This is a genomic window from Pseudomonas sp. SORT22, from assembly GCF_018417635.1.
GTDB lineage: Bacteria > Pseudomonadota > Gammaproteobacteria > Pseudomonadales > Pseudomonadaceae > Aquipseudomonas.
Window position 1 is genome coordinate 2,877,250 of record NZ_CP071007.1, and the last position, 24,690, is coordinate 2,901,939.

Consider the following 24,690-nt stretch of genomic DNA (forward strand, 5'->3'; position numbering starts at 1 on the left):
GGGGCAGGGGGTTCCTCGGCAACTGTAGCCCATCGTTGCCGCCTGCGGGCGCGGAAATGCTTGCTGGCGGGCGCGGCCTTGGGCATTCTTGCGCGCCTCGCTTGCTCATGGATGACGCCCCTTTGTTCGCCCCCTCTTTACGCCTCGCCGCGTGCGCCCTGGGCGCTGCGCTAGCGCTTGGCGGTTGCAGCCACGGTATCGAGTCGATGCCGCTGGAATTCACCTCGTTCACCTATCATGATGGTTCTTACTCCCTGCGCTTTCGCAGCGACGAAGAGATTATCAGCCTGTTCGAACGGCATACCGGCGACGGGCAGATCGGCGAGTGGTTTACCTGCGCCCTGGACGATGACCAGGATTTCACCGTTGGCCATGCGATGATCTACAGCCTGGTTGGCGGTGTCGATTTCGAGGGCATCTCCGAAATCAAGGGCTACAACTACGTGGTCAACGCGCATTTCTACAAGACCACCCCGGACCGCAGCACGCAGACCGAACTGCTCAAGCCGGCGATCCAGCGCCTGCTGGCGGACAAGGCGCATGTCCCCTGCAAACTGAGCATTACCGCGTTTCTTTACGATGCCTACTATTCGAAAACCCTGCAGTTGCCGGTCGACCAGGTGCTCACCGAAGTGGCCCGGCACCGCGAGCGCCTGGTGCAGTGGCAGCCCGAGCCGATTGTCATCGGTCGTTCGCCCCTGGTGCCGCGGATCGAGCCGTTGCCGCTGTACAGCGACCGCCTGCAAATCATCGATAACGACACCGGCCGCCCACGCGGCTACGTGGCCTATGTGGTCAAGCGCAGTGACGGCTACCTGGAGCATGGCGAGACGGATTTCAACGGTTTGACCCATGAAGTCATGTCGCTGACCCGCGAAACCGTGAAGCTGTACCTGGATGACTCGGTGCCATGAAAATGCCCTCAATCGATTCCGGGGGCGACGATGAGGTACTATCGGGATTCTTGCCGTGGCTAAAAAGACTTGCCAATCAATGACCTGATTGTGATGCAGGTCAGTGGCCACGGTGTTGTCACGAGTCAGACTGGCCCGTTGCAGGCCCCTGACCTCAGCTGCGCTCTACAGGATTCCCGGTTTGTCCGATTCACTGCAAAACCCCTTGCTGCAATACCTCGCCCGCCTGGCGCCGTCCAGCCAGCTGACCATGAAGTACATCCTCCAGGATGCTGCCGACCGCCTGGGCTTCGAGGATTGCGACATCGCCGAGGTGCCCTGGCACCAGCTCGAGCCCGGGCATGTCACCGCCCTGGTGGCGGCCTTGCGCGCCGATGGCTATGCGCCGAACACCTCGTCGCTGTACGTCAACGCGGTACGCGGGGTAATGAACGAGGCCTGGCGCCTGAGCCTGATCAGCCAGGAGCAGTTGCTCAAGATCCGCACGGTCAAGCCGACCCAGGGCACGCGCCTGCCGGCCGGGCGCAACCTCAAGCGCAGCCTGATTCGCGAGCTGATGGACGCCTGCGCTGCCGACCCGCGCCCGCAGGGGTTGCGCGATGCGGCGGTGATCGCCTTGCTGTACGGCACCGGCATGCGCAAGTCCGAGTCGGTCAACCTGACCCTCAGCCAGGTCGACTTCAGCGAACGCAGCCTGCAGGTGCTGGGCAAGGGTAACAAGCAACTGATCAAGTACGCGCCGCCCTGGGCGTTTGCAAAGCTCAACGCCTGGCTGGCGTTTCGCCGCGAGCAGTTGCCTGAAGGGCAGGCCGACGACGAGTTCCTGTTCAACCGCATCCGCCGTGGCAGCCACATCACCCGCGAGCGCATCACCAAGCACGCGATCTACTACATCGCCCGCCAGCGTGGCACTCAAGTAGGGGTAAAGATCATGCCCCACGATTTTCGCCGCTCGTTCATCACCCGGGTGATCGAAGAGCATGACCTGTCGATCGCGCAAAAGCTGGCCCACCACACCAACATCCAGACCACCGCCAACTACGACATGCGCGATGACAACGAGCGGCGGCGGGCGGTGGATCGCTACGATTACTGACCTGTGGAATCTTTAACCCTTACTGTCCAGCCGCATCCAGCCCCATCTGCCAGAAGTCGGCTTCCAGCCGCGAGGCCTGGGCGAAGACCTTGACCAGTTCCTCGAAGCGGCGCTCGGTCATGGTTCGCGCGGCCAGGTCATCCAGGTGCGCGCGGGCAGCCGTGGCCACGCCCTGGTAGCCGGCGCCTGCGTATTCGCCAATCCACTCGCGGTAAGGATGATCGCCCAGTGCCTGAACGCCGTCGGGGGTCAGGTTGCGGCCGATTTCGGCGTAGCCGATCACGCACGGCGCCAGGGCCACGTGCAGGTCCAGCAGGTCGCCGGCGGCGCCGCAGTCCAGCACGAAGCGGGTGTAGGCGACAGTGGCCTGGTGCTCCGGTGTCGCCGCGAGGTCGTCGGCCGACAGCCCCCAACGCTCGCACAGGCGCACGTGCAGCTCGGTTTCGTCGAGAATCGCCGCCAGCCCCGCCTGGGCGGCGCGGATGTCGCTGAGGGTGCGGCTCTTGTAGGCGGCCAGGGCCCAGGAGCGGGCGAACTGGATCAAGAACAGGTAGTCCTGCACCAGGTACTTGCGAAACGCCGGTTGCGCCAGGGTGGCGGCGCCCATCTGGCGAACGAAGTCGTGCTCGACGTAGCTGTGCCAGTCGGCGCTGGCGGCCTGTTTCAGGCGCTCGAAGATATCCATGGCTTAGCCCTCAATGTCGTAGGCGGCGTCGAAAAACGCCTGTTCCAGCGCCACGCTGCGCAGGAAGAAGTCGCGGCTGACCTGTGCGTGTGCAGGCCCGACGCGGTCCAGCTCGGCGCGCAGAAAGGCGACAAAGTCCTGGAACGCCGGGTTGTCGTGCAGGGTGATCCACTCGGCGTGCTCGAAGCGCGGCGGCAGTTGCTTGTTGGCCCGCAGCGCCCAGTCCAGGTACAGGCCCTCGGCGACGTTGAGCACCGCCAGGGCGGCGGCGTAGGAGCGGGTGGCCGCGGCTTCGCGCATGATCGCCTTGAAGCCTGCGGTCGGCGCTGAGTCCGGTGCCTCAAGGCGCTGCGCCTCGCTGACGCCCAGGGCTTCGAAAGCGCGCAGGAAGTAGGTGTTCTCTTCACCGGCGATCACCCCGGTAAAGCGCCCCAGGCGAATCCGCGCCTCGAAGGTATCGGCGCTGGCGATGGCGGCGCCGAGCAGGGTCAGGAACGCATCGATGAAACGGTGATCCTGGATCAGGTAGTTGACCAGCACAGGGTCGGCCAGGCTGCCGTCGAGCAGCTCATTGACGAAGCGGTGTTCGATGCACTGGGTCCAGCTCGGCTCGCTTTGCTGGCGAAGGCTGTCGGTGAAGCGCGCGGTCATGCTGTTGTCCTTTTTATCGTGACGACAGCGGGGCCGGTGATGTCTGGCATGGTCGGCCCCGCAGTGAGGCCGGCAAAAAGGCAGGTGCACAATACCCATCCCTTCGCCGGCATGATCCGGATCAGGTTCGAAGGGTCACCGCGCTGCACATGCCAGCGGTTTCTCAGCCCGTTGCCGGGCTCCCCTTGGTGGCCGAATCTATACAGCAAGGGCCCTGGATTGTCACGCGTTGCGCTAGTGGATGCTCGAGGCCAACTCGAAGATCGGCATGTACATGAGGATCACGATCAGGCCGATCAGCAGGCCGATGAAGGTCATCAGCAGCGGCTCGAACAGGCGCACGAACCACTCGATCCAGCGGCTGATCTCCTCGTCGTAGAAGTCGGCGCTGCGCTCCATCATCTGCCCGAGGTTGCCCGACTGCTCGCCAGCGCGCAGCAGGCGCAACGACACTGGCGTCACCAGGTGCCCGGCCTCCAGCGCCGCCGACAGCGACTGGCCTTCCTTGACCCGTTCACAGGCCTGCTCCAGCCGCAGGCCACTGGCCGCGCCGAGCAGGCCGCGGGCCATGGCCATGGCGGTGAGAATCGGGATGCCGCCCTGCAGGAGGATCCCCAGCGAGCGGTAGAACCGCGCCAGCTCATACATCACCAGGCGTTTGTGCAGGGCCGGCAGGCGTTCCAGCTGGCGGTTCAGCCAGCGCCGCACCCGCGGCTCGCGACGCAGCATGAACAGCAGCGCCATGAGTAGCCCAAAGCTGCTGGCCATGGCCAGCTGATGCGCGTGCAGGAACATCCCGGCCTGCATCAGCCAGCGCGACATCCACGGCAGCTCGGTGCCCAGGCCTTCGAACACCAGACTGAAACGCGGTACCACATAGCCGAGCAGAAACAGCACCACGCCGCCGCCGACCAGCAACAGCAGCAGCGGGTAGATCGAGGCGCTGATGATCTTCTGGCGCACTTCGTCCATGCGCTGGCGGTAGGCAACATAGCGGCCGAGGGCATCGCCCAGGGCGCCGGTCTTCTCGCTCGATTGCACCAGCGCCACGTACAGCGGCGGGAACACGCTGGGCAACTGCGCCAGGGCCTGGGAGAACGACTTGCCTTCATACAGCAGGCGCACCAGTTCGCCGAGGGTCTTGCGTGCCTGGGGCGCGGTCTCTTTTTCGGCCAGGCTCTCGAGGGCGTCGATCAGCGGCAGGCCAGCATTGAGCAGGGTGGTCAGCTCCTGGCTGAACAGCACCAGGTTGAACACCTCGCCACGCCGCCAGCGCAGACCGGCCAGGCGCTGGCAACTGCGCACGCTGACCACCCGCAAGCCTTGCTGCTCGACCTGCTCGCGGGCCTGGCCCGGGTCCTGGGCGTCGACCTGGAGCAAGACCACCCCGGCCTTGCCCAGGGCCTTGAGTTCATAGCGCATGCGCAAGCCCTCCGGTTATTGCCAACTGGTGATCTCGGCATTTTCGCCATCGCCGCCGGGCTGGCCGTCCTTGCCCATCGACAGCAGGTCGTACTCACCGTTTTCACCGGGCTGGCGGTAGATGTAGTTACGCCCCCAGGGGTCTTGCGGGACCTTTTTCTGCAGGTACGGGCCCGACCAGCGGGTTTCGTCGCTGGGTGCCGCCACCAGTGCCTGCAGGCCTTGCTCGGAATTGGGGTAATGCCCCACTTCCAGCCGGTACAGGTCCAGGGCCTTGCTCAGGCCTTCGATCTGCGCCCGGGCGACCTTGGCCTCCGAGCGCCCCAACTGGCTGAAGTACTTGGGGGCAACGATGCCGGCCAAGAGGCCCAGCACTACCAGGACTACCAGCAGTTCGAGCAGGGTGAAGCCGCGTTGCGCGCGATGGTTGTTGTTCATAGCCAGGCCCTCCACAGGTGCGCTGCAAGGTCTTATGCAATTGCCGTGCGCGTCTGCGCCGGGCCTTTGCCGCACGGGCCTGGCAAGGCGGCACAGTGCTTGCGTCAGAAGGGTAACGCCCTGGCAATCGGGGCATATGCCCCACTTTCTGGGGGACGCAACGGGGAGGGTGGCACGATGCGCTGGCTCACTGCGGCAATCCTGGCCTGGCTGGCCACAGGCAATCCGGCTCAGGCCGATGTGTACATCTCGATCAAGGCCGATGGCAGTTATGTGTTGAGCAACGTCCACCGGCCGGGGCGAACCTACCAGCGGGTCATCAGCGAGGCCGTGAGCCTGGCCAGCAACGGCCCGCAACTGATCACCGGCATGCCCTACGCCGAAGTGGTGGCGGCAGCGGCGCAGGCCAACGACCTGCCGGCGGCCTTGCTGCACGCAGTGATCCAGGCCGAATCGCGCTACGACCCCAACGCCCGCTCGACCAGCGGCGCGGCCGGGCTGATGCAGCTGATGCCCGACACCGCCAAGGAAATGGGCGTGAAGAATGTCCTCGACCCGGCCGCCAACGTGCAGGGCGGGGCGCGCTACCTCAAGCGCATGCTGACCCTGTTCGACAACGACATCACCCTGGCCGTGGCCGCCTACAACGCCGGGCCAGATGCGGTGCTGCGTCGCGGTCGGGTAGTACCGCCGTTTGCCGAAACCCAGCGCTACGTGCCCAAGGTGCTGCGCCAGTACCGGCGGCTGCAGGGCCTGGCGGTGGATGCGCCGTTGTAGTCGCAAAACCTGTGGGAGCGGGCTTGCCCCGCGATGAGGCAACCCCCGATTAGTGGGGAATACCGGGGAATCACCCCCAATCAAGATTCATTCAGCTTTATAAGCTACTGAAAAACAACAATAAAAAATTTGGCATGGGCCTTGCTCCGGCCCCTCCAGAGTCCCCTTGCACCACCGAGGCACGCCATGATGACTCCAATCAAAGGCTCAGTCCTGACTTCACTGCTGCTTGCGGCCGCCAGCCTTGCCTGGCAACCGCTCAGCGAAGCTGCCGTGCGCTGCGAGCGCAACCTGGTGGCCAATGTGGTGGCGCTCGATCAGCCACTGATGTTCAACCGCCTCGGTGCGCAGAACGCCAACGGCATGATGTTCGCCCTGCGCCGCGACGTGGTCGACGAGCACCAGGTGTCGCTGGCCACTGGCGGCGCCGCGGTACCGGGCAAGGTCAGCCTGCGCCCGGACAAACGCCCGCGGCCGATCGTGCTGCGGGTGGCGGCGGGCGACTGCCTGACCATCAACCTGCAAAACCTGCTGGCCTACCAGGCCAACCCGAACAAGCACGGCATCGACCACGAGCAAGAGAACGAGGTCGAAGGCGAGGAAAACGAAGGCGCTGAGAACGAAGCCGGCGAGGGCAACGAGCAGGGCGGCGAGCATTTTGTCGCCGACGAGCAGGTCAGCGACCGTCATGTCGGTTTTCAGGTCAACGGCATGCAGGCGGTCAACAGTATCGGTGACATCGCCGCCAATACCGGGCGCAACGGCAACTTCCTGATCGCCCCCGGCGCCAGCCGTTCCTACACCCTTTACGCCGAGCGTGAAGGCGCGTTTGCCGCCACCAGCCAGGGCGCGACCTTTGGCGGCGAGGGCGGTGCCGGCAACGTCGCCAATGGCCTGTTCGGCCAGGTGGTGGTGGTGCCCAAAGGTGGGCGTACCTTCCGTAATACCCTGACCGAAGAAGAGATGCGCCTGAGCAGCAGCGGCCGCACCCCCACCGGCCAGCCGATCGTCGACTACCAGGCGCGCTACCCGCAGCAGGAGCCGTGGATCCGCGAAGGCAAGGCCGGTTCGCCGATCATTGCCATGACCGATGGCAACGAGATCATCTCCAGCGAATCCGACGCAATTGTCATGGGCCCCAACGCCGATGGCAGTTTCCCGGCCTCGACCTACCCGCTGGAAAGCATCGGCAAACGCAACCCGGCGATCCCCAACCGCCTGGAGCCGTTCCGTGATTTCGCCGCGCAGTTCACCGACGAAGCCGCCTCGACCCAGGCCTTCCCCGGTTACTGGGCAGACCCGGTAATGGGCCATGTGCTGGAGCCGACCCGCGACTCGTTCATGATCAACTATGGCTCCGGCGGCATGGGCGCCGAGGTTGTGGCCAACCGCCTGGGCGTGGGGCCGATGCATGACTGCCTGTCATGCGCCTATGAAGAGTTCTTCTTGAGTTCGCACACCGTCGGCGACGTGGCGATGCTGGTGGACGTACCGGCTAACGTCGGCCTGGAGAACATCCGCCCGGGCCAGACCCCGAGCGCCGAGCAGGTCGGGGTCAAGGCGACCATGGCCCTGTACCCGGCGGAACCGGCCAACGTCAACCACAGCTACATCGGTGACATGGTCAAGTTCCGCAACACCCACAACGGCCACGAGCAGCACATCTTTCACCTGCACGGCCACCAGTGGCTGTTCAACCCCAATGACGACAACTCCGACTATGTCGACGCCCAGGGCATCGGCCCGGGTGTCGGCTACACCTACGAAATCGCCAACGGCGGCTCGGGCAACCGTAACCGCGTGGCCGGCGATGCGATCTATCACTGCCACTTCTACCCGCACTTTGCCCAGGGTATGTGGAGCATGTGGCGGGTCCACGATGTGTTCGAAGAAGGCACCCGCCTGGAAGTCTCCGGGCAGAGCGAAAACGGCTATCACAGCGTGCCGTTCGCCTTGCGCAGCGGCAAGCCGGCCGCGGGCGCCCGGGCCTTGCCGGACGGCGAGATCGTCGCCGGTACGCCAATCCCGGCCATCGTGCCGTTGCCCGGCAAGGCCATGGCGCCGATGCCCGGCAAGGTTGCGGTGATTCCCAAGCTGGCGCAAACCCTGGTTGCCGCAAACCATGACGACGATGAGCAAGAAGAGGGCGATGATGACGCTGGCCATGACGACGCCGCGCCGCGCGCAGTCGGCTCGCTGGCCCTGGTCGATCGCAGCGAGGCCAACCGCAACGCCGACGGCAGCCTGAAGAACCCGGGCTTCCCGTTCTGGATCGGCGGCATGGAAAACACCGTCGGCCAGCGCCCGCCAACCCCGCCGCTGGACATGCTCGACCCGGCCAAGGCGCAACAGTTGAAAAACTCCGGCAACGCCCTGTGGGCCAACCTCGACCCGGCCCAGGTCGGTGGCTGGGACGGCGGCCTGCCACGCCATGCCCTGGACGGCCTGTCGGCCGGCGGCGAGGCGCTGGTGACCACCACTGCGCTGGACTTCACCAAGGCGATCACCAAGGCCAAGGCGGTGTTTTTGCCCGAGGAGGGTACCGACGTCGAACAGGCGGCGATGAGCTTCCATTCCAAACTGGAGCACCCAAGCTATGCCGTGCTGCCTGGCAAGCAGACCGTGGCGCGCAACTTTCGCACCAACGGCGCCGCACCTACCGCCGGCGCGCCGTACTACGAGCCGTGCATGGATGATCGCGCCAAGCGCCTGACCCAACTGTCCGGCGCCGGTGAGTTCAACAGCGGCGAGCGCCTGGACGGCATGAGCTTTACCGGCAGCTCGACTTTCACCGCCGACCGCCCGCGCATCTACAAGGGCGCCAACATCCAGTTCGACGCGGTGTACAACAAGGTCGGCTACCACTTTCCGCAGGCGCGGATCATCAGCCTCTGGGAAGACGCCTGGGCGGTGATCAACAAGCAGCGCCCGCCGGAGCCGCTGGTGATGCGCATGAACACCTTCGACTGCGTGATGTACCAGCACACCAACCTGATCCCCTCGTACTATGAAATGGACGACTACCAGGTGCGTACGCCAACCGACGTTATCGGCCAGCACATCCACCTGCCCAAATGGGACCTGACCGCCGCCGATGGTTCGGCCAACGGCTGGAACTACGAGGACGGTATCCTTTCCCCTGGCACCGTGGTCGAGCGTATCCACGCGATTCGCGAGTTCAACGAGTGCCGCGCCGGCGACCCGCGCGAAGGCACGGCCGAGTGCCCGGTGGCCAAGGCGCACCCGTTCTTCGGCCGCTACGGGCGCGCCGACTGGCTGGGCGCACGCACGGCCATGCAGCGCTGGTTCGTCGACCCGGTGGTCAACGTGCATAACGTCGACCGTGGCCTGGGCACCATCTTTACCCACGACCACCTCGGCCCATCGACCCACCAGCAACTGGGCCTGTACGCCACCGTGCTGGCCGAGCCTGCCGGCTCTACCTGGTACCACGCCGAAACCGGCGAGCTGCTGTACAACAGTGCCCTGCGCGAAGACGGCGGGCCGACCTCGTGGCAGGCGGTGGTGAAAACCGGCGACCTCGATGGTGACGGGCGCAACGACAGCTACCGCGAGTTCTTCCTCGAGTACAGCGACTTCCAGCATGCCTATGAGGCCGGTGTTTACGTGGGTGCCGGCCCGGACGGCATCCCCAATGCCCAGGCTTACCCGGCCAGCGCCGACAGCTTCCGCTATGCGATCAACCCGCCGGTGCGGCAGAAGGCTTCGAACCTGCTGGAATCGGTGGTCGAGTCGCGCGGCGGGCTCAACCCGGGCTGCCCGAGCCGGCCTTGCCCGCAGGCAATCTCGGTGGATGACCCGGGGATGTTCGTCGTCAACTACCGCAACGAGCCGCTGGCCCTGCGTGTCTACGACCCCAACAAGGTCGCCCCCGACGGCAAGCGCGGCATGCAGGCCGACGGCCTGGCCGGCGATCTCGCCTATGCCATGCAGAGCCGCACCGACCGCGCCATCCCGGCGATGAACCTGTCGCCGGCGGCTGTTACCTCGGCTGTGGGGCCAACCGGTGGCACCACCTTGTTCCCGCCGCACATCAACGCCGCCGGGGCCGAGCCGGGCGACCCGTTCACGCCGATGCTGCGCACCTACTCTGGCGACAACGTGCGCCTGCGCATGCATGCCGGTGGCCATGAAGAGGAACACAACGTGACCCTGCATGGCGTCAAATGGCTGCAGAACGGCTCGGGCTTCGGCAACAGCTCGAACTCCGGCTGGAAGGCCTCGCAGATGGTCGGGATCTCCGAGCAACTGGGCTTCATGGCACCGGTGTCGATGATCTCCAGCGCGTCGGCGCCCAACGGTGACTACCTGTATTCGCTGGACGCCGCCCACGAAGGCTACTGGAATGGCATCTGGGGCGTTATGCGCAACTACAGCAACAGCCGCAACGACCTGTTTGCCCTGCCCAACAACCCGTTGCCGATGGCGGCGCGCAATACCGTGGCGTTTGACGGCATCTGCCCGCGCTTTACCGCCAACACCAATGGCATCGGCACCCGGCCAACGGTGCAGCGCAGCTATGAAGTCGTCGCCGCCCTGGCCAACGATATCCTCGGCAACTCGCTGGGTGTGAGCATCACCGACCCGGCCGGCGCCGGCCAGCACGTCGGCGGCCCGCTCAAGGCCAACGGCGGCACTCTGGTGTACAACAGCCGACGCACCAGCATCCCGCAGGTGACGGTGACCGACCCCGAAGATGGCGAGACCTTCACCATCGGCGGCCACAGCGGCCCGCTGCACGACCCGACGGCAATCCTCTATGTGCGCAAGGCCGACCTCGACCCGGGCACCGGCAAGCTCAAGCCCGGTGTGCCGATCGAGCCGCTGGTGCTGCGCGCCGCTGCCGGTGAGTGCCTGAAGGTCACCCTGGAAAACCGCCTGCCGCAGGTAATGCCCGACCTGCCGAGTACCGCCGTGATGCAGAACGTGGTCAAGCGCGACCGCAATGGCAGTGAAGGCTCCACCGCCTTCAACAACAACCTCATGCGGCCCTCCAGCCATGTCGGCCTGCATGCCCAGTTGCTGGCCTACGACATCACCAAGTCGGACGGCGCCAACGTCGGCCAGAACCCGGTGCAGACCGTGCCGCCACGGGCCGGCAACAGCGGCGCCTACCCGAGCAAGGTCTACCAGTACTACGCCGGACACCTGGAGCGTGAAGGCAAGCCGGTGCTGCAGATGGGCCGTGCGGTGGACAACATCAACACCACCGCTATCGAGTTCGGCGGCCTGAACATTACCCCGGCCGATGTCATCAAGCAGGGGCAAAAGGGCCTGATCGGCGCCATGAGCATCCTGCCGCTGGGCGCTACCTGGAGTGAAGACAGCGCCAGCCGCGCCTCGGCCACGGTACAGGTGCCGGGGCAAACCGCGTTCCGCGACTTCGTCACTTTGTGGCAGCGCTCGCTGAACATGCGTTGGGCCGATGGCCGGCCGGTGGAGGGCATTGCCACTGAAGGCAATGGCGTGCCGGGCGATCCGAAGGACAACTCGAACATGGCCATCAACTACAAGACCGAGCCGTTGTGGTTCCGCTTCGGCCTGGCCCCGGATGCGCCGTTCGGCCATGCCGATGGCAATGGCTGGGCCGACGTGCCCAACGCCCACATGGCCTACAGCAACGCCCTGGTCGGCGGCGATCCGCAAACCCCGGTGCTCTGGGCCAAGCCTGGCCAGCCGCTGCGTAACCACGTGCTGATGCCCACCGGCGGCAGCCGCGGCATTACCTACCAGCTCGACGGGCACTTGTGGCCTCTGCACGCCTACCAGCCGGAGAAGGCCGACCCCGGTGGCTACCCGATGTACCAGCCCGGTATCGGTTCGGTGCGCTTTGGCTACAACCCGCAGGCCATGTACATCGGCGCCCAGGAGAGCGTGCTGCCGGCCGCGCACTTCAGCTTCATGCTGCCCAGCGCCGGCGGCAGCAACGCGGTGCCGGGTGACTACCTGTTCCGCGACTACGCCGCCTACGGCAACGCCTCCGGGTTGTGGGGCATCCTGCGGGTGACCAACGAAACACCACCGGCCACGCCGCCAGCACAGTGAGTGAGGGGAAGGTCATGAACAATAAGAATCGACCGCTGTACCTGGGCCTGCTGGTGGGCCTGACCCTGATCGGCCTGGGGGTGAGTTACGAAAGCCTGTGGTGCGACCCGCGCAGCGAGCAGGTCGAAGGTGACCCCCAGGGCCTGCATAGCTTCAGCCGCGACGGCGTCAGCGTCGAGTTCGAGGCGCGGCCGCTGGGCAGCGGCGGGACCTTGACCGAAGGCAGCTTCGCCAATGTGCGCTTCAAGATCACCGACCAGAACAGCGGCCAGCCATTGTCGGGGGTATCCCCCGGCGCCTGGCTGGACCCGGCGCTGACCGGCGAAGCGGCCAAGGACCGCAGCACCAGTTGCAAGGCACGGGTGGCGCTGTTTCTCAAAAGCAGCATCGGCGCACGGCCCTTGCTCGATTTGAACAGCTACTTCCTGCTGGTGCTGAACAAGGACGCCAGCCTCACGGTGATTGATCCGTCGGTGTCGGTGGGCGGGGTCACCAGCACCCTGGCACGCATCGAACTGCCGGGAACGCCGATGGACTGGGTGGCGAGCAAGGATGACAAACAGGTCTACGTGTCGATGCCGGAGCGCGGTGAAGTGGCGCTGATCGACACCGAGACCTTCCAGCGCGTCGCCAACCTGCCGGCCGGCAAGCAGCCGCTGCGCCTGGCCATGCAGCCCGACCAGCGCCTGCTGTGGGTCGGCAACAATGCCCGCGACGCCGAGAGCAGCGGGGTGACAGTGATCGACGTGCCCAGCCGCAAGACCCTGAAGTTCTTCGCCACCGGCGCCGGCCACCACGAAATCGCCTTCAGCAGCGATTCGCGCTACGCCTTTGTCAGCAACCGCGACAGCGGCACCCTGAGCGTGATCGATGCCAGCGAGATGCGCCTGGTAAAAACCCTCAAGGTCGGCTCGCACCCCTTGTCGGTGGCTTATTCGCCGCTGTCCCAGGCGGTGTATGTGGCCGATGGGCGCGACGGCAGCATCATCGTCATCGATGCCCGCAGCCACACCCAGCGCCATCTGATCGAAGGCAAGCAGGGCCTGGGGCCGATGCGCTTCAGCAATGACGGGCGCTTTGGCATCGTCCTCAACACCCTGCAAAGCCAGGCCATGGTCATCGATGCCAGCAGCGACCGGCTGATCCACAGCCTGCCGGTGGCCGCCGAACCCTACCAGCTGACCTTCACCCAGGCCTATGCCTATGTCCGCGGCCTGGCCTCGCCCAAGGTCAGCATGATCAACCTCAGCAGCCTCGGCGAAGGCCGCCAGCCGATCGTCCAGGGCTTCGAAGCCGGGCCCGCGGCGCCGCGTCAGGCCGGCGACCTGCCGCTGGCCCAGGGCCTGACCGTGGCCCGCGACGAGAACTCGGTGTTTGTGGTCAACCCGGTGGACAACACCACCTACTTCTACGCCGAAGGCATGAACGCGCCGATGTCCGGCTACGCCAACCGTGGCCACAGCGCTCGCGCCGCACTGGTCATCGACCGCAGCCTGCGCGAGGTGGCGCCGGGGGTGTACAGCTCGACCATCAAGCTGCCGGCCGCCGGTACCTTCGATGTCGCCTTTTTGCTCAACCAGCCGCAGATCATTCACTGCTTCAGCACCGAAGTGGCGGCCTCCAGCAGCGCCCCGCACCGGCAAACGCCACGGGTGGAGTTTCTTATCGGCCCCTCGGTGGTCGACCAGGGCCGGCCGCTGGTTGCGCGCTTTCGCATCAGCGAGGGCAACGGCACGCCGCGCACCGGGATCAAGGACCTGAGCCTGCGCTACTTCCTTGCGCCCACCTCGCGGGCCCGGACCAGCGTGGTCCGCGAAGTGGGCGAGGGCATCTACGAGGCGCCGCTGGAACAACTTGAAGCCGGCGCCTGGTACCTGCATGTGCAGGCGCCGTCGCTGGGCAAGCGCTTTGCCGAGAACAACTACACCAGCCTGCGGGTAATGCCCGCCGGCGCACAGCAAGCATCCGACGCCGGACCAAGGAGTGTGCAATGAAACTGCTCGATCGCTGCAGACTGTTCAGCCTCTGCCTGCTCGCCGCCAGTTGCGGTATCGCCCAGGCCCACAACGGTGTCGACCACAGCGGCCATGGCGCGCCCGCCGCCCACCAGGAAAAGACCTCGGTGCGCTTTGCCGATGTCTCGTTGCTCGACCAGAACGGCATGCCGGTGCGCCTGGAAAAGGACCTGGTGGCCGATCACCTGGTGGTCATGGGCTTTATCTACACCAGTTGCACCACGGTGTGCCCGGTGGTTTCCTCGATCATGGCCAAGGTGCAGAAGCAGCTGGGCGGCCGGGTCGGCACCGAGGTACAACTGGTGTCGATCAGCGTCGACCCGCAGCGCGATGATCCCAAGCGCCTGCTCGGCTATGCCCAGGCGTTCCAGAATGGTCCGGGCTGGAGCTGGCTGACCGGCACCCCGTATGCCATCAACGAAACCCTCAAGGGCCTGGGCAGCTTCAGCGCCGACCTCGGCCAGCACCCGCCGCTGATCCTCGTCGGTGACGGCCACAGCGGCCACTGGACGCGTTACTACGGCTTTACCGACCCACAGCTGCTGATCAGCGAGATCGACCGCCTCAGCGCCCGCCGGGTGCACGCCAAGCACACCGCCATCGCCCAGGAGGTGCAACCATGAGCGCCGTCAGCCGTGGCATGCGCAGCACCGACTGGCTGGCCCTGGCGCTGTGCCTGTGGATCCTCAGCGCAGTGGCCCTGGCCCATGAAGGCCATGGCGCACCACCGCCCAACGCCACCCCGGCGACGGCCGAGGGCGGGACCCGCGACGCCCGCACGTACTTCACCGACACCGTGCTGCAGGACCAGAACGGTCGCAACCTGCGCTTTTACCAAGACGTCCTGAAAGACCGCGTGGTGCTGCTCAATGTGATCTTCACCCACTGCAATGACGCCTGCCCGCTGATTACCCGCAAGTTGCGCGAGGTGCGCGAAGCCCTGGGCGAAGACGCAGCCAGCAAGGTCACCTTCATTTCCCTGAGCAGCGACCCGCAGAACGACACCCCGGCGGTGCTCAAGGCCTTTGCTGAAAAACAGGGGGTGGACAGCGCCAACTGGCTGTTCCTCACCGGTGACAAGGCGCAGATGGACCTAGTCTTGGCGCGCCTGGGCCACCTGATTCCAAGCCCCGAGCAGCATTCGACCCAGTTGATTGCCGGCGACGTGGCCAACAAGCGCTGGAGCAAGATCCGCCCGGACGCGCCGGCGCAAGCCATCGCCCAGCGTCTGCAACTGCTGTCGCAACCCTTGGCGGGGCGCTGAGCCATGGCCGCGCGCCTGGCTATCGGCCTGCTGCTGAGCGTGCTGCTGGTCAGCCCGCTGGCCAGCGCCCTCGAGCTCAGCCCGCAGGAGCAGGCCGGTAAGCGCCTGTACCGCGAAGGCCTGTCGAGCAGCGATGCCCAGGTGTCGGCGCGGGTCGGCGCCGCCGACATGCTGGTGCCGGCCAGCGTCGTACCCTGTGCCAGTTGCCACGGCAACGATGGCCTGGGCCGGGCCGAGGGCGGAGTGCGTCCGCCGTCGTTGAACTGGCAGCGCCTGGCCGGCGGGCAGGGCATGCGCGAGGTCAATGGCCGCCGCTATCCGGTCTACACCGAGGCGAGCCTGGACCGCGCCATTCAGGAGGGCCGCGACCCGGCCGGCAACCGCCTGGACCCGGCGATGCCGCGCTTTGTCCTGAGCATGGCCGACCAGCGCGACCTCAGTGCCTACCTCAAGCGCCTGGCCGATGACCGCGATCCTGGGCTGGAGGAACAGACCCTGCGCCTGGGCACCTTGCTGCCGACCCAGGGCGCTCTGGCCCAGCCTGCGCGGGTGGTGGCGGCGGTGTTGGCCGACCGTATCGAGCAGATCAACCGCCAGGGCGGCATTCATGGCCGCAGCTTGCAGCTGGTCAACCTCGATCCCGGCCCCGACCAGGCCAGTGCCGAGCAGGCGCTGGCGCAACTGATCGACCAGCAGCGGGTATTCGCCCTGGTCGCGCCGATGGCGCCAGCCCTTGATGCCACGCTGGGCGAGCGCCTGGAGCAGGCGCGCCTGCCGTTGATCGGCGCCGCCCCGCAGCTGGCCGGCAGTCGTCAGGTGTTCGACCCCTTGCCCGGGCTGCGTGAGCAGCTGCTGAGCCTGGCCGACTACGCCCAGGGCAGCCTGTCGTTGCAGCAGGCCCAGGTGACTATCGTTTATGCCGAGGCCAACCAGACCGCGCTGGCGGCCAGTTTGCGCGAGGCCTTGCTGGCGCGCGGCTGGAGCCAGGTCAAGGTCGAGGCCTTCGAGCAGCAGGCGCCGACCGGGCAGGCGCTGTTCTATCTCGGCAAGGCCTCGGGTTTCAGCCGCCTGACCGACGCCTTGCAGCAGGCCGGGCGCACGCCTTACCTGTTCGCCGCCTCAAGCCAGGTCGCCAGCGAGCTGCTGCTGGTACCACAGGCGTGGTCGCGGCGGGTGTTCCTGGCCTATCCGTTCATCCCCAGCGACTGGACCGCCCAGGGCCGCGAGGCGCTCACCGCGCTGCGCCAGCGCCAGGGCCTGGATGGCCGCCAAGGCTTGTTGCAGGTCAGTACCTGGTGCGCCATGCAATTGCTTGAAGAAGCGCTCAAGCGCGCCGGGCGTGATGCCAGCCGCGAGAAACTCACCCAGGCCCTCGAAGGCCTGCACGACGTGCACACCGGCCTGACCCCGGCCCTGGGCTTTGGCCCGGGCCGGCGCCAGGGCCTGAACGGTGCGCATGTGGTCACCGTTGAAATGCCCGGCCCGGTGTTCTATCCGGTTGCCGCCTATCAGAGTGTCCTTGAGACGAGGTCGCCATGAACCGCCTGATGCCGTTGCTGCTGTGCCTGTTGGCTGTATCGCTGCACGCCGCGGACGGGCCGCCGGCGGCGCGGGTCAACGGCGTGGAGATCAGCCAGATGCGCCTGGAGCGCTATTTTGCCGAGTATCTTGAGGACCAGGGCAGGGCGCTGACCAGTATCCGCAACCCCAGCGTGTACAAGCGCCTGCGTGAACAGGCGCTGAACGACCTGATCGACCGCGAGCTGCTGTGGCAGGAGGCCCAGCGCCAGGGCGTGGCGGTCAGTGATGCCGAGGTCGAGGCGCGCATCGGCCACCTGCGCCAGGCGTTCGGCAGCAATGAAGTGTTCGAGCGGCGCCTGGCCGATGCCGGTTTCGACCCCCAGAGCTTTGCCGCTTACACCCGTCAGGAGATGGCCGCGCAGCAGGTGTTCGTGGCTGCCAGCCGCGTGCCGGAGCCAAGCGCGGCGCAGGTGTCGGCGTTCTATCAAGCCAACGCGAAAACCTTTGCGGGTGGGCAGAACCAAAGCCAGGGCGACCCTGTCCAACGGGAGCAAGGACTTGCAATGGCTAAAACCCTTCTTATCGATCAACTGCAGACGCAGGCGCGTCAGGCGTTGTTGCAACGCTTGCGCGACAGCGGTCAACTGCAGCGTATCGACTGAGCGCAGCGCCGCCCCCACTATTGGGGGCAGCACTAGGGGCAAAACGCCATCTGTCCCCCGGGATTGGGGAAGGGGCTAGCACCCGTTTGCGTCTATGCTTACAGAATCAACGACATAGCACATTGATTTGCGCCGTATCACGTCTGGCACGAAGCATGCGTAAGCCTCTACAAGGCCGCACTCGTGCCGGGCCGGGAAACCGGGCCAGCGATGCTTCAGGGAGTGGACCTTGGTGAACAGAGTATTGGTAGTCGATGACGAACAGACCCTTGCCGGCAATATCCAGGATTACCTGGTTCTGCAAGGCCTCGACGTCCATGTTGCCCACGACGGAGCCAGTGCCATCGGCGCTGCCGAACGCACCCGGCCCGAAGTGGTAGTGCTGGATTATCGCTTGCCCGATATGGAGGGGTTTCAGGTTCTTGAGACTGTGCGCCAACAAGGTACGCGCTGTCATTTCGTGCTGATCACCGCCCACCCGACCGCCGAGGTCCGTGAGCGGGCCAGCCAACTGGGTGTCAGCCATATCCTGTTCAAGCCTTTTCCCCTGGCGGAACTGGCCCGCGCAGTCCTCGACCTGATGGGCATCAAGCGAGAAAGCCGGCGCGCAGCCGACAAGGACACAGGGTTCGTCGAACGACGCCAGAGCAGGAGTGAGAGTTTCCCCCTGCAGTTGTTCGACGGTAGCTGGGTCCTGGCCGATCGCCGACGTAATGGCGCACGGCCGCCGGGGCCCGACGACGACCAGCTGCTCACCGGGGAATAACGCGCGAGCAGGGCTGAACCAGGCTCTCCGCGCCCCGCGTCGGAGAGCATGCCATGGAACCGTTGTCGCTCGTTCCTCCCGTTCTAGCCAGCACCCCGGCGCCCCTTGGCCGCGCGCTGCTGGCCCAGGCCAGGGCCAGTGCCGAACTCAGCGGCGAGCGCCTGCTCGATACCCTGCAATCGCTCAGCGGCCTTGAGCCGGCAGCGTTTGTCCAGTGCCTGGGCGCCACCCTGCATTACCCGCTGCTCGACGGCCCGGCGCTGTTCGCCGCCACGCCGCTGTTCGAGCGGGTCAGCCTGGCCCAGTGCCTGAAACGCGAATTCATCCTCCTCCAGCATGACGGCCAGACCCTCGGGGTGTTCGCCGACCCCTTCGACGACGCCCGCCTGGCCTGGATCGACGACTGCCTGCAAGGCGCACCGCTGTACCTGGTGCAAGCCGCCGAGCTCACGGGCTTTCTGGCCCGCCACGAAGAGAGCTTCCACGCGGTCGATTCGCTGGACACCGAAAGCGAAACCGCCAACGAGCTCGACAGCCTGCAGAGCCTGTCGCTGGCGAGCATCAGCGAAGACCAGAGCCGGGTGGTCAAGCTGGTCAACTCGACCCTCTACGATGCCCTGAAGATGCACGCCAGCGACATTCACCTGGGCGTGACCGGCAGCGGCCTGGTGATCAAGTACCGCATCGACGGCGTACTCAACAGCATCAGCAAGGTCAGTGGCAGCGAGTTCGCCGACCAGGTGATCTCGCGGATCAAGGTCATGGCTGAGCTTGACATCGGCGAGAAACGCGTACCCCAGGACGGCCGCTTCAAGATCGGCATCAGCGCCCGGCAGATCGATTTCCGAGTCTCGATCATGCCGAGCATTTTCGGCGAAGACGCGGTGCTGCGGGTGCTCGACAAACAGGACCTGGCCGATCGCGTCAGCGGCGTGCAGTTGCAGGCCCTGGGCTTTGAACAGCAGACCCTGCGCAGCCTGCGCCGGCTGGCCAGCGAACCCTACGGGATGATCCTGGTCACCGGCCCCACCGGCAGCGGCAAGACCACCACCCTTTACGCCATGATCAGCGAGATCAACCACGGCGTAGACAAGATCATCACCATCGAAGACCCGGTCGAGTACCAGTTGCCGGGGGTGCTGCAGATCCCGGTCAATGAAAAGAAAGGCCTGACCTTCGCCCGCGGCCTGCGCTCGATCCTGCGCCACGACCCGGACAAGATCATGGTCGGCGAAATCCGCGACCCGGACACCGCGCAAATCGCCGTGCAGTCGGCACTCACCGGGCACCTGGTGTTCACCACCATCCACGCCAACAACGTCTTCGATGTGATCGGCCGCTTCAGCCAGATGCAGGTCGACCCCTACAGCTTTGTCTCGGCGCTCAACGCCGTGCTGGCCCAGCGCCTGATTCGCCTGGTTTGCCCGCACTGCGCCGCTGCCCAGCAACCCAGTGATGAAGAACTCGTCGCCTCGGGCCTGGAGCCCGGCCAGGTCGGCCATTACCGCTTCGTTCACGGCAGTGGCTGCGGCCAGTGCCGGGGCAGCGGTTATCGCGGACGCACGGCGATTGCCGAGCTGCTGCACCTGGATGACGACCTGCGCCAGATGATCGTCGAGCGCAAGCCCCTGGCGCAAATCAAGACCCTGGCCTGCCAACGCGGCCTGCGCCTGCTGCGCAGCTCGGCGCTGGAGCTGGTGCGTGATGGCCGGACCACCCTGGAGGAGATCAATCGTGTCACTTTTATCGCCTGATCGCTTTATCGCCGTGCTCGGCGCCCAGGGTGTGGGCCTGTGCCAACGCCAGGGTCAACAGCAACGCTGGCTCTCAAGCTTGGACTTTATCGCCGAGCGCAGCCTGGCCTGGGCCGTGGCCCTGGAGTCGCTGCAGCACCTGCTGGTTGAACATGCCGGCAAGGGTGCGCAGTTGCAGGTGTTGCTCTCGGCCCAGTACAGCCGCTTCTGCCTGGTGCCCTGGAGCGCCGCCATCAGCCGCCCGGACGAGTTGCAGCAGTACGCCCGCGCCTGTTTCGAGGCGCATTACGGGCAGAGCCTGGAAGGCTGGCGCATTGTCGTATCCCCCGAAGCCGGCGGTTGCCCGCGCATCGCCAGCGCCACGCCGCAGGCCTTGCTCGATCAGCTTGAGGCCCTGTGCCGCAACCTCGGGCTACGCCTGCGCTCGACGCGGCCTTACCTGATGGCGGCCTACAACCACTTTGCCGAGCAACTGGGGCAGGGCGACTTTCTCTTCGTCCTGGCCGAGCCGCAACGCAGCGTCTGCCTGCTGGCGCAAAACGGCGCCTGGCAGCACGTCAGTGCCCAGGGCTGCAGCGACAGTGACCAGGCCCTGCAAGCCTTGATCGCCCGCCACAGCGAGTTGCACCAGGGCGAGGGGCAACTGCCGGTGTACCTGCATGCGCCCGGGCGCCTTGAGCCAGTACCGGCGCTGGCGGGCGTGCAACTGTGCGAGCTGGCGCCAGCGCCGCTGGCGGTACGCGACGTGCTGTGCAGCATGTCACGGGCGGTGGCCTGAAATGCGCCGCCTGATGCTGGACCTGCAGCCCGCCCGCACAGGTTGGACCGCCTGGGCGCTGCTGGCATGCGCACTGAGCCTGCTGCTCGGCACTGCGCTGCTGCAGCAGGGCTTCGATCAACAACAGGCCGGGCTTGAACAGCAACTTGAACAGCTCGACCGGCAACTGGGCAAACGGCCCCAGGCCGAGCCAGCGCTCAATGCCGCGCAAAGCCGCGAGCAGGCCGAAAAACTGGCACAGATGCGCAGCGTCTCGCAGCAACTGCAACGGCCGTGGGAGCGCCTGTTCAACATGCTTGAAGGGCTGCCGCAAGACGACGTTGCCTTGCTCACCCTGACCCCCGATGCGCGCAAGGGCCAACTGCGCATCAGCGCCGAGGCCCGCGACCTGGAGGCCATGCTGGCCTTCCACAAGCGTCTGGAAGCCAGCGACGAGCTGCGCGATGTGTCGCTGCTCAACCACGAAATCATCGCCAAGCAGGCCGAGCATCCGGTGCAGTTCAACCTGTCGGCCACCTGGGAGAACGGCAATGCGCATCCCTAGCCTGATCCTCCATGAACGCGCCCGCCAGCTCGGCGTAGTGGGCCTGGCCGGTGCCGGGTTGCTGGCCCTGGCCCTGCTGTATGGCGTTACTGCCTTGCTCGGCCAATGGCAGCAGTTGCAACAGCTGGAGCAGCAGCGTGATCAGGCGCTGTTGCAGGTCGCGCAGTTCAAGCAGGGCACGCTGAAGCTGGCGCAGGTGCCCAGGCACGAGCTGGAAGACTTTCACAAACAGCTGCCGGCCCAGCCTCAGGCCACTGTGGCCATCGACCGCATCTATGCCCTGGCCAAGGCCGAGCAGATCACCCTGGCCCGCGGCGAGTACGCCCTGGGGGTCGATCCCAAGACTCAGCTGGCGCGTTACCAGATCCTCCTGCCGGTGCGCGGCAGCTACCCGCAAATCCGCCGCTACGTGCATGCCTTGCTCGGCCAGTTGCCGGCACTGGTGCTCGAAGACATTGACCTGCAGCGCAAGAAGATCGGCGACCGCGAGCTGACCGGGCGCATCCGTATGACCCTTTACCTGTCGAGGTCATGATGAACACTCAACGCAGCCTGGCCTGGCTGGCTTTTCTCGGCACCGCCGCGGTGCTGGCCTGGGCGCCGGGGTATTTCTTCGACGACGTAGCTGAAGACGCCGAGGCGGCTGTTGAGGTCGCCGGCAAGGCTTCTGCACCGCTGACGCCGACTGCGCAGATGGCGGCAAGGCCGGCAGCCCTGCAGCCGCGCGACCTGTTCCCGAGCAAGAGCTGGAAGCCTGCGGTGCAGGTCACCACCGTCACCGAACAACCGGTGGTCATCGCTCCGGTGGCCGTGGCGCCTGTCGCCCCGGCACTGCCATTCCAGTTCGTTGGCCGCCTGGATGATCGCGACGACCAGCAGGTGTTCCTGCAAAGCGGCGAAAAACTCTACGTCGTGCGCCGCGGCGACGTGATCGATGACACCTACCGGATCGAGCAGATCTCCGCTACGGAGCTGAGCCTGGTCTACCTGCCATTGCACCTGTCCCAGACCTTGTCTGTAGGGAGCGCACCATGAATTCGCCAAGGCTCAGCCACAAAGCGCCGTACCTGATGCTTGCCCTGTGTGTCGCCCTGGCCGGATGCGGCACTTCGGGTGTGCGCAAGGACGCCCAGGCCCTGATCGGTGAGGGCCAGTACGAGGCCGGAATCGCCCAGCTTGAAGACGCGCTCAAGGAACACCCGCGCGACACCGAACTGAACATCGCCTTGATCCAGGGCCGGCGCCAGGCGGTGGAGGCGCTGCTGACCCAGGCCGACAGCGACCGCAGCCGCCATGACTTCGGCGGTGCGCGCACAGGTTACGGGCGGGTGCTGACCCTGGAGCCGAACAACCGCCGGGCCCTGGATGCGGTGCGCCAGATCGAGCAGATGCGCAACCTCGGCGAGCGCATTGCCCTGGGCCAGGCGGCGCTGCGCAGCGGCGACCTGTTCGGCGCCGAGCGGCACATGCGCGAAGTGCTGCTGCTCGACCCGCAGAACGAAGGCGGCCTGGCCCTGCGCAAGGACATCGAGCTGGTGCAAAGCCGCACCGCCCAGCCCAACCCGCAACTGCGCAGCAAGCTCGAACGGCCGGTGACCCTGGAGTTTCGCGACGCCAACCTGAAGACCATCTTCGAGGTGCTGTCGCAGGTGGCGGGGCTGAACTTTATCTTCGACAAAGACCTGCGCCCGGACATGAAGGCGACCATCTTCGTGCGTGACGTGCGCATCGAAGACGCCGTGGCCCTGCTGCTGGAACAGAACCAGCTGCACCAGAAGGTGGTGAACGACAACACGCTGCTGATTTACCCGGACTCGCCGCAGAAGATCAAGGATTACCAGGAGCTGGTGATGCGCACCTTCTACCTGACCAGCATCGACGCCAACACTGCGCTGAACATGGTCAAGACCATGCTCAAGACCCGCGACGTGTTCGTCGACGAGCGCCTCAACACCCTGACCATGCGCGACACCCCCGACGCCGTGCGCATGGCCGAGAAACTGCTGCAATCCCAGGACCAGTCCAACCCGGAAGTGGTGCTGGAGGTGGAAGTGATGGAGGTTGCCCGTTCGCGGATCCTCGAACTCGGCCTGCAGTGGCCCAACACCTTTGGCATCCTCAACGCCGATGGCAACCCGGTGGGCACCCTCGACCAACTGCGCGGCATCAACTCCTCGCGCATCAGCATCGCCCCGGCACCGCAAGCCAAGATCAACGCCCAGGACAACGACATCAACACCCTGGCAAGCCCGGTGATCCGCGTCAGCAACCGTGAACAGGCGCGCATCCACATTGGCCAGCGGGTGCCGATCATCAGCGCCACCTCGGTGCCCTCGACCCAGGGCCCGGTGATCACCGAAAGCGTCACCTATCTGGACGTCGGCCTCAAGCTCGAAGTGACCCCGGTGGTGCACCTGAACAACGAGGTGGCGATCAAGGTGGCCCTGGAAGTCAGCAACGCCAAGCCGCTGGAGCCGACCCGCCAGGGCACCATCCCGGTTCAGGTCGACACCCGCAACGCCCAGACCAGCCTGCGCCTGCACGACGGCGAAACCCAGGTGCTGGCCGGGTTGATGCGCAACGACCAGGGTGGCAGCGGCAACAAGATCCCGGGGCTTGGCGACATTCCCGGCCTGGGCCGGCTGTTCGGCAGCAACCGCAGCGACAACAGCCAGTCGGAGCTGGTGCTGTCGATCACCCCGCGGATCATCCGCAACCTGCCGTACCAGAGCCCGTCGGACATGGAGTTTGCCACCGGCACTGAAACCAGCATGCAGATCCGCAACCTCAACCGCAGCATCGAGGTCGACGACGAACAACCGATTGCGGCGGTACCGACCGCGGTGAGGCCGTAAATCATGAAACGCCCGATGGCAGGTTTCAGCCTGATCGAAGTGATGCTGACCCTGGCACTGCTCGGGTTGCTCGCCTCGATTGCTGCGCCGCTGACCGAAACCCTGGTGCGGCGCAACAAGGAGCAGGAGCTGCGCACCGCGCTGTACCAACTGCGCGATGCCATCGACGCCTACAAGCGCGCCTTCGACGCCGGCTATATCGAGAAGTCCCTCGACGCCAGCGGCTACCCGCCGAACCTGCAGGTGCTGGTCGATGGCGTGCGCGATGTGCGCAGTGCCAAGGGCGCCAAGTTCTACTTTCTGCGGCGCATTCCCCAGGACCCGCTGCTGGCCGCGCGCAAGGACGACGAGCAGGGCGGGTGGGGCCTGCGCGCCTACGACAGCCCGGCGCAGAGCCCGCGTGATGGTGAAGACGTTTTTGATGTGTACTCCCGGGCCCGCGGCAAGGGCCTCAACGGCATCGCCTACGGGCAGTGGTGAGC

The 24,690-nt window shown here is 65.9% G+C and carries 21 protein-coding genes and 1 riboswitch; of the genes, 17 read left to right on the forward strand and 4 right to left on the reverse strand.

The features are described 5' to 3' along the window. The first annotated feature begins 122 nt into the window (after window positions 1-122). Window positions 123-914: a hypothetical protein gene (locus JYG36_RS13185; protein WP_143013276.1), complete on the forward strand. Its 792-nt coding sequence runs from the start codon at window positions 123-125 to the stop codon at window positions 912-914. 181 nt (window positions 915-1,095) lie between these two features. Beyond that, window positions 1,096-2,010, forward strand: coding sequence for a site-specific integrase (locus JYG36_RS13190; protein ID WP_093382210.1), 915 nt, complete (start codon window positions 1,096-1,098; stop codon window positions 2,008-2,010). 19 nt (window positions 2,011-2,029) lie between these two features. On the opposite strand, the gene JYG36_RS13195 is transcribed toward JYG36_RS13190, so the two are convergent. The 4 genes from JYG36_RS13195 to gspG all read right to left on the reverse strand — a co-directional run bounded on the left by JYG36_RS13195 (window position 2,030) and on the right by gspG (window position 5,206). Continuing rightward, window positions 2,030-2,695: a TenA family protein gene (locus JYG36_RS13195; protein ID WP_213604324.1), complete on the reverse strand. Its 666-nt coding sequence runs from the start codon at window positions 2,693-2,695 to the stop codon at window positions 2,030-2,032. 3 nt (window positions 2,696-2,698) lie between these two features. Then, entirely contained in the window at window positions 2,699-3,346 is a 648-nt protein-coding gene (locus tag JYG36_RS13200) for a TenA family protein (protein WP_093382217.1), read from the reverse strand. A gap of 81 nt (window positions 3,347-3,427) precedes the next feature. Then, window positions 3,428-3,542, reverse strand: a riboswitch (TPP riboswitch). Window positions 3,543-3,580: 38 nt separating this feature from the next. Next, window positions 3,581-4,768, reverse strand: coding sequence for a type II secretion system F family protein (locus JYG36_RS13205; RefSeq protein WP_093382220.1), 1,188 nt, complete (start codon window positions 4,766-4,768; stop codon window positions 3,581-3,583). Between the two features lie 15 nt (window positions 4,769-4,783). Next, window positions 4,784-5,206 (reverse strand): type II secretion system major pseudopilin GspG, encoded by a 423-nt coding sequence (gene gspG, locus JYG36_RS13210; protein ID WP_045198278.1) that lies wholly within the window; start codon window positions 5,204-5,206, stop codon window positions 4,784-4,786. 177 nt (window positions 5,207-5,383) lie between these two features. Here gspG and JYG36_RS13215 point away from each other — a divergent pair, with 177 nt between their 5' ends. The 15 genes from JYG36_RS13215 to JYG36_RS13285 all read left to right on the forward strand — a co-directional run bounded on the left by JYG36_RS13215 (window position 5,384) and on the right by JYG36_RS13285 (window position 24,688). After that, window positions 5,384-5,983, forward strand: a complete 600-nt coding sequence (locus JYG36_RS13215; RefSeq protein WP_195884251.1) for a lytic transglycosylase domain-containing protein — start codon at window positions 5,384-5,386, stop codon at window positions 5,981-5,983. A gap of 186 nt (window positions 5,984-6,169) precedes the next feature. Continuing rightward, entirely contained in the window at window positions 6,170-12,049 is a 5,880-nt protein-coding gene (gene mnxG / locus JYG36_RS13220; protein ID WP_213604326.1) for a manganese-oxidizing multicopper oxidase MnxG, read from the forward strand. A 14-nt stretch (window positions 12,050-12,063) separates the two neighbouring features. Continuing rightward, entirely contained in the window at window positions 12,064-14,043 is a 1,980-nt protein-coding gene (locus tag JYG36_RS13225) for a YncE family protein (protein WP_213604328.1), read from the forward strand. Further along, complete coding sequence (locus JYG36_RS13230) at window positions 14,040-14,687, forward strand: SCO family protein (protein ID WP_093382236.1); 648 nt, start codon at window positions 14,040-14,042, stop codon at window positions 14,685-14,687. Before JYG36_RS13225 ends, JYG36_RS13230 begins: the two co-directional genes overlap by 4 nt. Beyond that, window positions 14,684-15,328, forward strand: coding sequence for an SCO family protein (locus JYG36_RS13235; RefSeq protein WP_230090865.1), 645 nt, complete (start codon window positions 14,684-14,686; stop codon window positions 15,326-15,328). Before JYG36_RS13230 ends, JYG36_RS13235 begins: the two co-directional genes overlap by 4 nt. Before the next feature lie 3 nt (window positions 15,329-15,331). Further along, window positions 15,332-16,867, forward strand: a complete 1,536-nt coding sequence (locus JYG36_RS13240; RefSeq protein ID WP_213604331.1) for a cytochrome c/ABC transporter substrate-binding protein — start codon at window positions 15,332-15,334, stop codon at window positions 16,865-16,867. Beyond that, window positions 16,864-17,511 carry a SurA N-terminal domain-containing protein gene (locus JYG36_RS13245; RefSeq protein ID WP_123566611.1) on the forward strand — a complete coding sequence of 216 codons (648 nt, stop codon included), beginning with the start codon at window positions 16,864-16,866 and terminating at the stop codon, window positions 17,509-17,511. The genes JYG36_RS13240 and JYG36_RS13245 overlap by 4 nt, the downstream gene beginning before the upstream one ends. Window positions 17,512-17,740: 229 nt before the next feature. After that, entirely contained in the window at window positions 17,741-18,277 is a 537-nt protein-coding gene (locus JYG36_RS13250) for a response regulator (RefSeq protein WP_093382246.1), read from the forward strand. 53 nt (window positions 18,278-18,330) lie between these two features. Next, window positions 18,331-20,031 carry a GspE/PulE family protein gene (locus tag JYG36_RS13255; protein WP_213604333.1) on the forward strand — a complete coding sequence of 567 codons (1,701 nt, stop codon included), beginning with the start codon at window positions 18,331-18,333 and terminating at the stop codon, window positions 20,029-20,031. Next, on the forward strand, window positions 19,982-20,809 hold the full coding sequence (locus JYG36_RS13260) for a hypothetical protein (protein WP_195884246.1): 828 nt from the start codon (window positions 19,982-19,984) through the stop codon (window positions 20,807-20,809). The genes JYG36_RS13255 and JYG36_RS13260 overlap by 50 nt, the downstream gene beginning before the upstream one ends. Before the next feature lies 1 nt (window position 20,810). Next, window positions 20,811-21,353: a PilN family protein gene (locus JYG36_RS13265; RefSeq protein WP_213604335.1), complete on the forward strand. Its 543-nt coding sequence runs from the start codon at window positions 20,811-20,813 to the stop codon at window positions 21,351-21,353. Further along, a complete protein-coding gene (locus JYG36_RS13270; protein WP_213604337.1) occupies window positions 21,340-21,888 on the forward strand; it encodes a type 4a pilus biogenesis protein PilO in 549 nt (182 codons plus the stop codon). Before JYG36_RS13265 ends, JYG36_RS13270 begins: the two co-directional genes overlap by 14 nt. Next, window positions 21,888-22,388 carry a hypothetical protein gene (locus JYG36_RS13275; RefSeq protein WP_045198308.1) on the forward strand — a complete coding sequence of 167 codons (501 nt, stop codon included), beginning with the start codon at window positions 21,888-21,890 and terminating at the stop codon, window positions 22,386-22,388. The genes JYG36_RS13270 and JYG36_RS13275 overlap by 1 nt, the downstream gene beginning before the upstream one ends. After that, window positions 22,385-24,208 (forward strand): secretin GspD/PilQ domain-containing protein, encoded by a 1,824-nt coding sequence (locus JYG36_RS13280; RefSeq protein WP_045198310.1) that lies wholly within the window; start codon window positions 22,385-22,387, stop codon window positions 24,206-24,208. The genes JYG36_RS13275 and JYG36_RS13280 overlap by 4 nt, the downstream gene beginning before the upstream one ends. 3 nt (window positions 24,209-24,211) lie before the next feature. Further along, window positions 24,212-24,688 carry a prepilin-type N-terminal cleavage/methylation domain-containing protein gene (locus JYG36_RS13285; RefSeq protein WP_045198311.1) on the forward strand — a complete coding sequence of 159 codons (477 nt, stop codon included), beginning with the start codon at window positions 24,212-24,214 and terminating at the stop codon, window positions 24,686-24,688. The last annotated feature ends 2 nt before the right edge of the window (window positions 24,689-24,690 follow it).

Excerpts from the sequence above, each read along its gene's own strand:
- JYG36_RS13195 (WP_213604324.1), bottom strand. The coding sequence starts at position 2,695 with ATGGATATCTTCGAGCGCCTGAAACAGGCCGCCAGCGCCGACTGGCAC.
- JYG36_RS13200 (WP_093382217.1), bottom strand. The coding sequence starts at position 3,346 with ATGACCGCGCGCTTCACCGACAGCCTTCGCCAGCAAAGCGAGCCGAGC.
- JYG36_RS13205 (WP_093382220.1), bottom strand. The coding sequence starts at position 4,768 with ATGCGCTATGAACTCAAGGCCCTGGGCAAGGCCGGGGTGGTCTTGCTC.
- gspG (WP_045198278.1), bottom strand. The coding sequence starts at position 5,206 with ATGAACAACAACCATCGCGCGCAACGCGGCTTCACCCTGCTCGAACTG.
- JYG36_RS13215 (WP_195884251.1), top strand. The coding sequence starts at position 5,384 with ATGCGCTGGCTCACTGCGGCAATCCTGGCCTGGCTGGCCACAGGCAAT.
- mnxG (WP_213604326.1), top strand. The coding sequence starts at position 6,170 with ATGATGACTCCAATCAAAGGCTCAGTCCTGACTTCACTGCTGCTTGCG.
- JYG36_RS13225 (WP_213604328.1), top strand. The coding sequence starts at position 12,064 with ATGAACAATAAGAATCGACCGCTGTACCTGGGCCTGCTGGTGGGCCTG.
- JYG36_RS13230 (WP_093382236.1), top strand. The coding sequence starts at position 14,040 with ATGAAACTGCTCGATCGCTGCAGACTGTTCAGCCTCTGCCTGCTCGCC.
- JYG36_RS13235 (WP_230090865.1), top strand. The coding sequence starts at position 14,684 with ATGAGCGCCGTCAGCCGTGGCATGCGCAGCACCGACTGGCTGGCCCTG.
- JYG36_RS13240 (WP_213604331.1), top strand. The coding sequence starts at position 15,332 with ATGGCCGCGCGCCTGGCTATCGGCCTGCTGCTGAGCGTGCTGCTGGTC.
- JYG36_RS13245 (WP_123566611.1), top strand. The coding sequence starts at position 16,864 with ATGAACCGCCTGATGCCGTTGCTGCTGTGCCTGTTGGCTGTATCGCTG.
- JYG36_RS13255 (WP_213604333.1), top strand. The coding sequence starts at position 18,331 with ATGGAACCGTTGTCGCTCGTTCCTCCCGTTCTAGCCAGCACCCCGGCG.
- JYG36_RS13260 (WP_195884246.1), top strand. The coding sequence starts at position 19,982 with ATGGCCGGACCACCCTGGAGGAGATCAATCGTGTCACTTTTATCGCCT.
- JYG36_RS13265 (WP_213604335.1), top strand. The coding sequence starts at position 20,811 with ATGCGCCGCCTGATGCTGGACCTGCAGCCCGCCCGCACAGGTTGGACC.
- JYG36_RS13270 (WP_213604337.1), top strand. The coding sequence starts at position 21,340 with ATGCGCATCCCTAGCCTGATCCTCCATGAACGCGCCCGCCAGCTCGGC.
- JYG36_RS13275 (WP_045198308.1), top strand. The coding sequence starts at position 21,888 with ATGAACACTCAACGCAGCCTGGCCTGGCTGGCTTTTCTCGGCACCGCC.
- JYG36_RS13280 (WP_045198310.1), top strand. The coding sequence starts at position 22,385 with ATGAATTCGCCAAGGCTCAGCCACAAAGCGCCGTACCTGATGCTTGCC.
- JYG36_RS13285 (WP_045198311.1), top strand. The coding sequence starts at position 24,212 with ATGAAACGCCCGATGGCAGGTTTCAGCCTGATCGAAGTGATGCTGACC.